This is a genomic window from Plectonema radiosum NIES-515, from assembly GCF_025753815.1.
GTDB lineage: Bacteria > Cyanobacteriota > Cyanobacteriia > Cyanobacteriales > Nostocaceae > Hassallia > Hassallia radiosum_A.
In genome coordinates this window covers 1-12,032 of record NZ_JAOWRF010000004.1, presented here as the reverse complement: position 1 = coordinate 12,032, position 12,032 = coordinate 1, and the positions used below count along the sequence as shown (strand labels likewise).

Below are 12,032 nucleotides of genomic sequence, written 5' to 3'. Positions count from 1 at the left end.
ATAATACCTTGCACTAACACCCAGGCGATTTTAATCGCCTGGTGCAACTCAGATTAACCTGAACTTAGGCTATTTTACTCCAACTTACATAAGGCAACTTTGCCGCAGTAGCTCGAACTTGTTCAGAAGAAGCAACCAACTGACCGCAAGCATCCCAAGTGCCGGCAATAAACATGTTTTTTGCACCTTCACCCATTGAAACTGTGCCAGTAAAATCGCCACATTGTACTTGCATTGTTTCTAGATTCACTGTCATTGATGCTTGGGGATTGTTTGTGACAATTTCTTGCAAATGCTTAACGGTAGCAGCATCAGCGGTAACGCAGGGAATGCCCATTGCGACACAGTTACCGAAAAAGATTTCCGCAAAGCTTTCACCGATGAGCGCTTGAATACCCCATTTAGCGATCGCTTGCGGTGCATGTTCCCGTGAGGAACCACAGCCAAAGTTGCGGTTAACTAACAATATTGAAGCACCTTGATACTGCGCTCGATCAAAAGGATGCTCACCTTTCAATCCTGTTCTATCATCAGCAAAGGCATGTTCGCCCAAACCATCAAAAGTTACACAACGCAAATACCGAGCCGGAATAATGCGATCGGTATCAATATCATCACCCACCAACGGAATACCGCGTCCGGAAACTGCTTTAACTTGACTTACCATACTAGGGATTAGGGATTAGGGGTTAGGGACAAGGGGGACTGCGTGATCAAGGGGGACTGCGTGATCAAGGAAGACAAGGGGGACAAGGGGGACGACTTGGAGAAATTTTTTCCCCAGTCCCCAGTCCCCAGTCTTGATTTACAACAATTCGCGCACGTCGAATACTTCACCTTTCAACGCTGCTGCCGCAACCATTGCCGGACTCATCAATAAAGTACGACCTGAGGAGGAACCTTGGCGTCCTTTGAAGTTACGATTTGAAGAAGAAGCGCTAATTTGCCGTCCTTCAAGTTTATCGGAGTTCATCGCCAGACACATTGAACATCCAGCTTCACGCCATTCAAAGCCGGCTTCGGTGAAGATTTTATCGAGTCCTTCGGCTTCCGCTTGCTTTTTCACTCGTTCGGAACCTGGGACGACAAAAGCTTTAATTCCTTCAGCAACGTGATGTCCTTGGGCAATTTTGGCAGCTTCGCGCAAATCGCTAATTCGTCCGTTGGTGCAGCTACCAATGAAGCAAACATCAACTTTTGTGCCTTGGATCGGTTGACCTGGAGCCAAATCCATGTATCGATAAGCTTCTTGGGCAAGAGTGCGATCGCCTGCGGGTAGTTCGTCGGGAGTGGGTACGGCTTGGTTAACTCCAATACCTTGACCGGGAGTAATGCCCCAAGTAACAGTAGGGGGAATTTCCCCAGCATCGAAGGTTACGACATCATCATATTCGGCATCAGCATCACTGCGGTTCGATTCCCACCAAGCAACGGCTTTATCCCAATCTGCGTCTTTTGGGGCAAAATCTCTACCCTTGAGGTATTGGTATGTAACTTGGTCGGGATTGATGTAACCGCAACGCGCACCACCTTCGATGGACATATTGCAGACTGTCATCCGTTCTTCCATATTCATTTGCTCAAAGGTGCTGCCTGCAAATTCATAGGCGTATCCTACACCACCTTTGACGCCGAGGGTGCGGATGATATGCAAAATGACATCTTTGGCGTAAACACCGGGTTTGAGTGTGCCGTTAACTTCAATTTTGCGGACCTTGAGTTTGTTCATCGCAAGGGTTTGAGAAGCGAGGACATCCCGCACTTGACTGGTACCGATACCAAAAGCGATCGCTCCAAATGCACCATGAGTTGATGTATGGCTATCACCACAAGCGATCGTCATTCCTGGCTGTGTCAGTCCCTGTTCTGGCGCAATTACATGCACAATTCCTTGATTTCCACAACCAATGTTATAAAATGTAATGTTATTTTCTTGACAATTTTGCTCCAGCGCTTGCATCATTTCTTCTGCCAGGGTATCCACAAATGGACGTGCCTGATTTTCTGTCGGCACGATATGATCCACCGTAGCGACAGTCCGAGAAGGAAATAATACCTTTAAATTGCGATCGCGTAACATCGCAAAGGCTTGGGGACTGGTGACTTCATGAATCAGATGCAGTCCAATAAACAGTTGCGTCTGTCCTTGCAGGAGTGTACCAACTGTGTGTGAATCCCAAACTTTATCAAACAGTGTGCCCTTGCTCATACTCTATTCGTCGTCCCTGGATCTGTCGGATCTATGATGTCAGTTTTAATTCCTTTAATCACAATAGAAAAACTTCTTAATTATGTCCAATATATTTTTCTCCTTGGATTAAGACTTTTCAGATATGAGTTAACCGAAAAAAATCGTTCTCTGAATGCTGTAAAATATGCTTGTTGGGTTTATTCTGTAAAGATATCTTCAATCTCGAATCCAAAGTGCTAACCCACCCCCACGACCACGTGCTGCAATCAAGTCTGGTGTCACCAAAAAGAATGCGAAAAAAGGCAGAAGAGAAAGAGGTCTATTATCAAAATCCTCAGAGGATGTTTTGCCCCCGCGAATCTCACCATTATATATAGTACGACGAAATAAACTGATTTGCATTTGGGTAAATTCAAACGCTAGTAAATTCTTCTTACCCAGGTATTTAGCTGGTCCAGTTAGTTTCAGTTGAAGTGAACCAAATTGAATGGAATTAGTAATTTCCCCTTTGTCAGCATTTTGGGTGGCACTAAAACAAATGTGCGCTGGGGCAAACTTGGGGAGATAAAAACCGTTGCCTAACTTAATTCCCCGACGATGCTTAACCTTTTTGGTTCCAGTTGTAAAGCACAGGCGCCATTTACCAAGCATTGATTCAAATGGATACGTCAGTCGTTGTTGTTTGGCAGCTTTTTCTGCTTGTAATAAAGCATTTACAACCGATAAAGCTGGAGGACGTTCTATTTTTTGCCCACGATAAGCTTCTTGGCTCTGTGTTAATAAAGTGATAAACTCTTGGGTAATAATTTTTTCCAATGTTCCGGTGTTCCCAAACTTGATATTACTACACGTGGTCAGATTCGGTGACTTCTTCTGCGGATAGCGTTGGCAAATGGTAGTTCTGACCCCTCATTTTACCAAAAAACCCTCGTGAAGACGTTCCGCCGGAACGTCTCTACAATCGTGTGGAACGTCTCTACAATCGTGTGGAACGTCTCTACAATCGTGTGGAACGTCTCTACAATCGTGTGGAACGTCTCTACAATCGCGTGGAATGATTTGAGCGATCGCTACGAATCGCTTTGAATTAACTGTTTTTGTATAGCAATCATAACAGCCGCGTGGCGATCGCTTACTCCCAGTTTATGTAAAGACGTTCCGCCGGAACGTCTCTACAATCGTGTGGAACGTCTCTACAATCGTGTGGAATGATTTGAGCGATCGCTACGAATTGCTTTGAATTAACTGTTTTTGTATAGCAATCATAACAGCCGCGTGGCGATCGCTTACTCCCAGTTTATGTAAAGACGTTCCGCCAGAACGTCTCTACAATCGTGTGGAACGTCTCTACAATCGTGTGGAATGATTTGAGCGATCGCTACGAATCGCTTTGAATTAACTGTTTTTGTATAGCAATCATAACAGCCGCGTGGCGATCGCTTACTCCCAGTTTATGTAAAATAGCATGAACGTGAACTCTGACTGTTCCCGGTGTGATGTAAAGTGCTTCCGCTATTTCTTGATTGGTTTTGCGGTTTGCTAGCAGTAATAAGATTTCTTGTTCACGGTGCGTCAGAGGATTTCCAGGTGTAGATAACTTAGAATCAACCTCGATCGGTTGAGACGCAAATGTAGAACGGATTTCTTTGGTAGCATTTTCATCCCACCATGAAGCCCCAGCAGCCACAGAACGCAGTGCTAAAACTAACTTTTCGGCGGCAATTCCTTTCAGGCAATAACCTTGAGCACCGGCTGAAATCAACCGTGCAATCAGTGAATTCTGGGAGTGGGAAGTAAGAACTAATATCGGTAAATTTGGATATCGCTGCTTTATTTGCCGACAAGCTTCGATTCCCCCAATCCCCGGTAATCCTACATCTAAGAGAACAATATCAACCGCATGATGGTTGACTAACTCGATGGCGGTTTCTCCATCTTCAGCCTCAGCTACAATCTCTAAGTCAGCTTCTTGCTGCAATCGTACTTGCAATCCCAAGCGGAAAAGTTCATCATCCTCAACTAAGAGAATTTTTAATTCAGTGGACGGCATCTGGCACAGCTTAAGATGGCTGATATGGGTGAACTGAGAGCTTGAAACCAAAGATAGCTCCACTTTTGGTAGTTGCGGAGCTATCTTGAGAATAACTTCTGTTCTCTGCCCAAATTATACCGTTATGCGCTTCAATAATTTGCCGAGATAAATAAAGCCCCAATCCTGAACCTTTAGCTTGGCGATCGCTATGTCCTTGATAAAATCGCTCAAATAAGTGGGGAAGCTGTTCTGGTTGAATACCTGCACCGGTATCTAAGATTTTCACAACTTGATAAGAAGCTTGAGATTCTAATATTACTTCCACGCGATCGCCTCTTCTCGAATGATTTATGGCATTAATTAGCAGATTTGTCAATACTCGTTGCAATTGCCAAGCATCACCTTTTACCCACAACGACGAGCGAAAATCTGAGTCACCATAGCGAAAGCATAAATTAACTCGTCGGGTTGCAGCGACTTCAATCAAAGTAGTAGCTACTTCTTCTGCCAATACAGTTAAATCCACGGGTTCTAAATGTAGCTTTAAACCTTCAATATCATTGCGATAAACATCTAATAAAGTTTCGACAAATTGCAAAGAACTATCATGGCTGTGAATCATCGTTGCTAAGACTTTGTGTTGTTGCGACGAAACGATGCCAAATTTTTCTTTTTGGAAAGCTTTGAGAGTTTCAATTGCTCCTAACAAAGGTGTTTTCAAATCGTGAGTGAGTGTAGAAGCAAAATCTTCTCTTAGTTTAACTAATTGCTCTTGTGATTCTAACTTCCCTTGGGTGAGTGCGATCGCTTCTTGGGTTCGTCGTAGACGTTGACTTAAAAGTCCCGTTACCATCAAAGCCATGACAGCGATCGCTCGATCTGCTACTGTCGAAGCAATAATTACTTGACCCCCAGGCACCCACACATTTAACATCGTTAAAAACATCGCTACGCATGTTGCTTGCAACGTTGCTTTCTGATTTAACCAAGAATTTGCCAGCAGAATCGGTCCAGTGTAAAGATACCCAAATACGTAGTCGCTTGGGGTAGAAAGCTCCAAAACTAAAACAACGATAAACAAACCCACAATCAGCAAAGATTTGCCTAAACGCGAGTTGTTAGCCAGTAAATTTGCTTGAAATCTACCATTCACGAAACCATCCTTAGGGTGAATTTTGTTCAATATATAATCTAACTTAAATCAGATTTTCTCTTGATTAACTTTACCCCAAAAACTACAGTAAAGACGTTCCGGCGGAACGTCTCTACAATATATCCGGAACGTCTCTACAATATATGTGCCGAAGATATATTTTTGATAAACATCGTTTAGTTACGTTTAATAAACGCTAAACATAAAAATAAACTGATTTTATATACCTCTATTCCTTGTTTTCCGGAAACAATTGAGAAATGATAGAAATTATTCCAGCTATTCAAATACAAAGTAATTTTTTTCGACTTGTAAAAATCTTGTAATAATTAGTTAAAAAATGTTAGAAGGATGGATTCAAATTGCCTTAACGCTATTAATTGTAATCGCAATTACCCCGTTATTTGGGCGATACATGGCGGGTGTCTTTTTGGAGCGACAAACCTTTCTCGATCCCATTTTAAACCCCGTTGAGCGTATTTTGTATTCCTTAGTCGGCGTTCAAGCTAGAGAAAGCATGACTGGCTGGCAATATGCACGGGCAATTTTGTACAGTAATGTAGTCATGGCATTGCTGATATTCATCATCATCATGAATCAGGGATGGTTACCGCTGAACCCGACCAAAATAGGTGCGCCAACTTGGGACACAGCATTACATACTACCATTTCTTTCATCACCAATACCAATCAACAGCATTATTCTGGGGAAACTTACATGAGTTACGCCAGCCAAATGTTAGGACTGGGGTATCATATGTTTACCTCCGCTGCAACGGGGATAGCAGTAGCGATCGCTTTTATTCGGGGTTTAACAGGTAGACCTTTGGGTAACTTCTATGTAGACTTGATTCGCACAATTATGCGGATTTTGTTACCCATTAGTATTGTTGGGGCAATTGTCCTCATAGCGGCTGGAGTTCCGGAAACTTTAGCGGGTCCTGTGGTAATTCCCACCTTAGAAAATCCTACCATAAGTCAGGCGATCGCTCGTGGTCCGGTTGCTCACTTTGAAATTATCAAGCAACTAGGGGAAAACGGGGGTGGATTTTTTGCCATTAACTCAGCACATCCATTTGAAAACCCAAATCCCTTAGTTAACTTAATTCAGGTTGTAGCACTGATTTCAGTGCCTACCTCATTGATATACACCTATGGAGTGTTTGCAAATAACCTCAAACAAGCCTGGTTAGTTTACAGCATTCCCTTTGCCATTCTTGTGGTGTTTATCATCATTACAGCGATTGGGGAATATAACGGTAATCCCACCATCAATGCGGTTTTAGGTTCACAGCAGCCAAACTTAGAAGGTAAAGAAGTTAGATTTGGCTGGGCACAATCTGCATTGTTTGCCGTTTTCACCACCGCAACCATGTGCGGTGCCGTCAATAGTTTACACGATTCCTTTATGCCTAATGGTGGTTTCGTCACCCTATCGAATATGTTCCTTCAGATAGTCTTTGGGGGACAGGGTACAGGAACCGCTTATTTATTTGCTTATCTAATTTTGGCAGTATTTGTCACCGGTTTGATGGTGGGACGCACCCCCGAATTTCTCGGACGCAAAATCGAAAAACGGGAAGTAGTCCTTGCCAGTTTCCTAATTTTGTTAGTCCACCCCATTGCGATTTTAATACCTGCGGGGATAACTTTAGCATTTCCTGACCAATTAGCCGGAATTAGCAATCCTGGTTTCCACGGCTTTTCCCAAGTTATTTACGAATACGCCTCAGCTGCCGCCAATAACGGATCTGGATTTGAAGGCTTAGGCGATTCTCAACCATCTCCGATTGCGATCGCCACAGGTACAGCAACAACCGTAACCGCTTTATGGTGGAACCTGAGTACCTGCTTCAGCTTGCTAGCTGGACGTTATGTCCCCATGATCGGTTTATTATTTCTTGCTGATAGTATATCCCGCAAACAACCCGTTCCCCTCACAGTTGGGACATTGCGAACCGACACCGGACTATTTACAGGCGTCACTGCCGGTGTAATTCTCATCCTCGGTGCCCTCACCTTCTTCCCCGTCCTAGCATTGGGACCAATTGGTGAAGCCTTTCAAATCGCAAAAGGCATTGGTTAGTGGTTAGTGGAAGAACCATCAACCATCAGGGTTATTTTATTCTCATCTGGCTCACCTGGGGTTATAAACCCCAGGCTCATAGCTCAAGTCCTCTGAAGAGGACTATTAAAAATTTTGGCGTTGCTGAATTCAGGTATGAATCCGCATGTAGAGACGCTCTTTGTATCGCGTCTATACAAGGGTTTTGACATCACGCACAATCATTTTCATACATCTAATCAGCAACGCCAAAATTTTCAGTCTACTTAAGTAGACTTTGGCTATTAGCCCAGAACTTAAGTTCTGGGTGGGTTATGCCAAGAATGAAAAACCCTGCATCAACGCTCCAACCATCAACTTGACTAATGTATGCAAACCACCACTTCCCCGCAACAAACCCGTGAATCCCGCAGACACACTCCCTCTTCAGACATGCGCGGACTTTACCAAAGAGCAATTCGTGAGTCATTTGTCAAGCTCAATCCCAAAACTGCTGTGAGAAATCCGGTAATGTTCATTGTCTGGATTGGGACAATTATCGTTTTTTTAGTAACTCTTAACCCCAACTTATTCGGCACAATTGAGGCAGATGTCAATCAGCAACGCTTGTTAAATGGCTTGATAACCTTGATTTTATTTTTTACCGTTGTTTTTGCCAACTTTGCCGAAGCCGTTGCTGAAGGACGTGGGAAAGCTCAAGCAGATGCACTCAAATCTACGCGATCGGATACCAATGCTCGCAAAATGCTCCCCGATGGTACAATTCAAGAAGTTAATTCTACCGAATTGCGGCGGGGCGACCAAGTAAAGGTCAGTGCTGGTGAGATGATTCCCGCCGATGGCGAAGTGATACAAGGTATTGGCTCAGTCGATGAGTCTGCCATCACTGGGGAATCTGCCCCTGTACTGAAGCAACCGGGCACAGATATTTCGACTTCGGTTACTGGTGGTACTCGCTTGCTTTCTGACGAATTAATCATTCGGATTACTGCCGATCCCGGTCAAGGCTTTATCGATCGCATGATTTCTCTGGTAGAAGGTGCCGAACGCAGCAAAACACCCAACGAAATCGCGCTCACAGTTCTGCTTTCGGTGCTGACGCAAGTATTTTTAATCGTCGTTTCCACAGTTCCCCCCTTTGCCGGCTACATTGCCAAGTTTGTCAGCACAGTTTATGGAGCAGAAGCGGGTAACAGTTTGCGTGCTGGTGTTAGCGTTGCCATTTTAATTTCGTTGCTAGTCGCTTTGATTCCCACTACTATCGGTGGATTGTTGAGTGCGATCGGTATTGCCGGGATGGACAGAGTTGCCCAATTCAACGTCATTGCCACATCCGGACGAGCAGTAGAAGCTTGTGGTGACATCAACACTTTAGTTCTGGATAAAACCGGCACCATCACCTTAGGCAACCGCATGGCTAACGAGTTTATTCCCGTCAACAATCACTCAGTAGAAGATGTAGCGCAAGTTTCCCTAGCTGGTAGTGTATTTGACGAAACGCCAGAAGGTAAGTCAATCGTCACATTAGCAGAAAAATACAAAGTTGAAGCAGGCTTCAACCCCAACAATGCAGAAGCTGTGGAATTTTCCGCCAAAACTCGCATGAGCGGTACTAATTTACCCAATGGGAAACAAGTCCGTAAGGGAGCGGTAGATTCAATTAAAGGCTTTGTTCGTTCCCGTGGGGGTCAAATTCCCAACGATTTAGACGCAGCTTATGAGCGAGTTTCCCGCTTAGGAGGTACACCCTTAGCCGTCTGTCAGGAAAATGATATTTACGGCGTTATTTATCTCAAAGATATTGTCAAACCAGGTTTGCGCGAACGCTTCGATCAACTCCGCCGGATGGGTGTGAAAACCATCATGCTCACAGGCGATAATAGCATCACCGCTGAGGTAATTGCTCAAGAGGCGGGAGTTGACGATTTCATCGCCGAAGCCACTCCAGAAGACAAAATTGAGGTAATTCGCTCCGAACAATCGCAAGGTAAACTCGTAGCCATGACCGGAGATGGTACCAACGATGCACCCGCACTAGCTCAAGCAAACGTCGGCGTAGCAATGAACTCTGGCACCCAAGCTGCCAAAGAAGCTGCTAACATGGTAGACTTAGACTCTGACCCGACAAAATTAATTGACTTAGTGACCATTGGTAAACAGTTACTAATTACCCGTGGAGCATTGACAACATTTTCTATTGCCAACGACATCGCCAAATATTTTGCCATCATTCCCACAATCTTCGCAGCATCAGGAATTGGCGCTCTTAATATTATGGGACTCAAAAGCGCCCAATCTGCAATCATCTCAGCACTAATTTATAATGCTCTGATTATCCCCGCACTCATTCCCCTAGCACTCAAAGGAGTAAAATTCCGTCCCCTCACAGCAGATCAACTGCTAAGACGTAACATCCTACTTTATGGTGTTGGCGGCGTAATTGCACCCTTTATTGCCATCAAACTAATCGATATTATCCTACCCTTCTCTTAATTTTTCTCTTTCGTAGTAAGCGCTTCAGCGCTTGGCAACAACTACAAAGCAGGACAATGTTATCAAAATAAAGGATTCAGCGCTGAAGCGCCGACTACAAAGCAACACAATGTTATCAAAATAAGCCATTCAGCGCTTGGCAACAACTACAAAGCAGGACAATGTTATCAAAATAAAGGATTCAGCGCTGAAGCGCCGACTACAAAGCAACACAATGTTATCAAAATAAGCCATTCAGCGCTGAAGCGCCGACTACTATGAAAAAACATCTTATACCATCACAACAAATCTTAGCCCAAACATTAGAAACAGTAACCGAAATTTGGTCACAATGGCGCAGAGAAAAGCTGCCCTTGTATCTGTTTTTAGCAATGTGTTTCAACTTAATAGTAGCGCCTCTAGTCTACGCCGCTACTGGTGAAACACTTTCTCGTCCTCAATCTTGGGCATTGGGATTATTAGGATTAGTGGTTCTGAGTCTTTCAACATATCTATTTTTCGTAATGTTTGTACCGGAGAAATTCTAATGAGTTTTGCACGCGATGCCGGCAGAGCCGTTCGTTCTAGCTTATTACTGTGGGTAATTACAGCGATTATTTATCCTTTGCTGATGATTGCCTTCGGACAAATCGTATTTCCCTTTCAGGCAAATGGTAGTCTAATTAAGAATGCCCAAAATCAAGTTGTCGGTTCTGCCTTAATTGGTCAGCCTTTTACAACAAACCGCTACTTTAACAGTCGTCCCAGCACCACCAGCTATAGTACAGCCGACCCGAAAAAAGATGAAGCCGGAGTGTTAAAAACTGGAGTATCCGGTGCTAGCAACTTGGCTCCTAGCAATCCTGCATTGCGCGATCGCATCCTTGGAAAAAACGACGAAGGTGACTTCAATCGTTTGAAAAAAGCCGGGGTGCAACCAACAGCAGATTTAGTTTACACCTCTGGTTCTAGCCTTGACCCCCACATCACCCCCGAAGCTGCCAAAGCGCAAATTTCCAGAGTAGCAAAAGCGCGACAACTCGAACCGAACCAACTCGAAACCCTGATTTCTCAAAACACCGATAATCGCTTTCTCGGCATCTTTGGTGAACCTGGAGTCAACGTCTTAAAATTAAATCTCGCTTTGGATCGGTTAAAACCTGGAATTTAGAGCGATCGCCGAACACCATCACATACCCAAAATATTTACAATATTAAGTATGGTGAAGATGTTTTTCATAAATTAAAGCAAAAACTATGGCGATATTTGGATTTGGTAAAAAACTAACCGTGCCCACTCCTGAAGAAGCTTTGACAGGACGGACAGAAGAAATGCCACTAACCAACCGTCACTATGTCAACGGTAATCCACTCAAGCCACCATTCCCCCAAGGTATGGAAATGGCAATCTTTGGTATGGGTTGCTTTTGGGGTGCAGAACGCAAATTCTGGCAACTTGAGGGAGTATTTAGCACCTCCGTAGGTTACGCTGCGGGTTCAACTCCTAACCCCACTTATAAAGAAGTATGCAGCGGCATGACCGGTCACAATGAAGTTGTGTTAGTTGTGTTTGACCCCAAGGTAATAAGTTACTCAGACTTGCTCAAAACCTTCTGGGAAAGCCACAACCCCACCCAAGGAATGCGTCAGGGAAATGATGCTGGCACTCAATATCGTTCTGGAGTTTACGTGTATTCCAAGACTCAAAAGCAAGAGGCAGAAGCATCAAGAAATGCTTATCAAGAAGCCCTCAACGCCGCAGGTTATGGCAAGATTACTACAGAAATATTGGATGCTACTGAGTTTTATTACGCAGAAGACTACCATCAACAGTATCTTGCCAAAAATCCCGGCGGTTATTGCGGCTTAGGTGGCACAAATGTTGCTTGTCCTGTGGGGGTAGTTCAATCTTGAGGGATTGTTAGTGGCAGCGTGGGAGCGTTGGAGCGTTGTCAAAAATTACCGCTATCCACGCTCCTCCAAACCCCCAACTCCCAACTCCCAACTCCCAACTCCCAACTCCCAACTCCCAACTCCCAACTCCCAACTCCCAACTCCCAACTCCCAACTCCAAACTCCCAACTCCCAACTCCAAACACCCAACTCCCCACTCCAAACT

Annotated in this window: 10 protein-coding genes; 5 read left to right on the top strand and 5 right to left on the bottom strand. The window is 44.3% G+C overall.

The window, feature by feature from the left end; translation table 11 throughout:
• Positions 1-64: 64 nt before the first annotated feature.
• The 5 genes from leuD to OGM63_RS00550 all read right to left on the bottom strand — a co-directional run bounded on the left by leuD (position 65) and on the right by OGM63_RS00550 (position 5,406).
• Positions 65-667, bottom strand: a complete 603-nt coding sequence (gene leuD / locus OGM63_RS00570; protein ID WP_263743548.1) for a 3-isopropylmalate dehydratase small subunit — start codon at positions 665-667, stop codon at positions 65-67.
• A gap of 138 nt (positions 668-805) precedes the next feature.
• On the bottom strand, positions 806-2,209 hold the full coding sequence (gene leuC / locus OGM63_RS00565; protein ID WP_263743547.1) for a 3-isopropylmalate dehydratase large subunit: 1,404 nt from the start codon (positions 2,207-2,209) through the stop codon (positions 806-808).
• Between the two features lie 198 nt (positions 2,210-2,407).
• Positions 2,408-3,007 carry a hypothetical protein gene (locus OGM63_RS00560; RefSeq protein ID WP_263743546.1) on the bottom strand — a complete coding sequence of 200 codons (600 nt, stop codon included), beginning with the start codon at positions 3,005-3,007 and terminating at the stop codon, positions 2,408-2,410.
• A gap of 562 nt (positions 3,008-3,569) precedes the next feature.
• Positions 3,570-4,241: a response regulator transcription factor gene (locus OGM63_RS00555; RefSeq protein ID WP_263743545.1), complete on the bottom strand. Its 672-nt coding sequence runs from the start codon at positions 4,239-4,241 to the stop codon at positions 3,570-3,572.
• Positions 4,242-4,251: 10 nt separating this feature from the next.
• Complete coding sequence (locus OGM63_RS00550) at positions 4,252-5,406, bottom strand: sensor histidine kinase (RefSeq protein WP_318528379.1); 1,155 nt, start codon at positions 5,404-5,406, stop codon at positions 4,252-4,254.
• A 310-nt stretch (positions 5,407-5,716) separates the two neighbouring features.
• Between OGM63_RS00550 and kdpA the strand changes: the two genes are divergently transcribed.
• From kdpA to msrA, 5 genes are all read left to right on the top strand, one after another.
• A complete protein-coding gene (gene kdpA, locus OGM63_RS00545) occupies positions 5,717-7,462 on the top strand; it encodes a potassium-transporting ATPase subunit KdpA (RefSeq protein WP_263743544.1) in 1,746 nt (581 codons plus the stop codon).
• A 348-nt stretch (positions 7,463-7,810) separates the two neighbouring features.
• The gene (kdpB, locus tag OGM63_RS00540; RefSeq protein WP_318528378.1) at positions 7,811-9,934 is read left to right on the top strand and encodes a potassium-transporting ATPase subunit KdpB; all 2,124 of its coding nucleotides are present in this window, start codon (positions 7,811-7,813) and stop codon (positions 9,932-9,934) included.
• A gap of 257 nt (positions 9,935-10,191) precedes the next feature.
• Entirely contained in the window at positions 10,192-10,461 is a 270-nt protein-coding gene (locus OGM63_RS00535) for a potassium-transporting ATPase subunit F (RefSeq protein ID WP_263743543.1), read from the top strand.
• A complete protein-coding gene (gene kdpC / locus OGM63_RS00530) occupies positions 10,461-11,084 on the top strand; it encodes a K(+)-transporting ATPase subunit C (RefSeq protein WP_263743542.1) in 624 nt (207 codons plus the stop codon). The genes OGM63_RS00535 and kdpC overlap by 1 nt, the downstream gene beginning before the upstream one ends.
• A gap of 86 nt (positions 11,085-11,170) precedes the next feature.
• Entirely contained in the window at positions 11,171-11,827 is a 657-nt protein-coding gene (msrA, locus tag OGM63_RS00525; protein WP_263743541.1) for a peptide-methionine (S)-S-oxide reductase MsrA, read from the top strand.
• The last annotated feature ends 205 nt before the right edge of the window (positions 11,828-12,032 follow it).

Excerpts from the sequence above, each read along its gene's own strand:
- leuD (WP_263743548.1), bottom strand. The coding sequence starts at position 667 with ATGGTAAGTCAAGTTAAAGCAGTTTCCGGACGCGGTATTCCGTTGGTG.
- msrA (WP_263743541.1), top strand. The coding sequence starts at position 11,171 with ATGGCGATATTTGGATTTGGTAAAAAACTAACCGTGCCCACTCCTGAA.
- OGM63_RS00535 (WP_263743543.1), top strand. The coding sequence starts at position 10,192 with ATGAAAAAACATCTTATACCATCACAACAAATCTTAGCCCAAACATTA.
- leuC (WP_263743547.1), bottom strand. The coding sequence starts at position 2,209 with ATGAGCAAGGGCACACTGTTTGATAAAGTTTGGGATTCACACACAGTT.
- kdpC (WP_263743542.1), top strand. The coding sequence starts at position 10,461 with ATGAGTTTTGCACGCGATGCCGGCAGAGCCGTTCGTTCTAGCTTATTA.
- kdpB (WP_318528378.1), top strand. The coding sequence starts at position 7,811 with ATGCAAACCACCACTTCCCCGCAACAAACCCGTGAATCCCGCAGACAC.
- OGM63_RS00555 (WP_263743545.1), bottom strand. The coding sequence starts at position 4,241 with ATGCCGTCCACTGAATTAAAAATTCTCTTAGTTGAGGATGATGAACTT.
- kdpA (WP_263743544.1), top strand. The coding sequence starts at position 5,717 with ATGTTAGAAGGATGGATTCAAATTGCCTTAACGCTATTAATTGTAATC.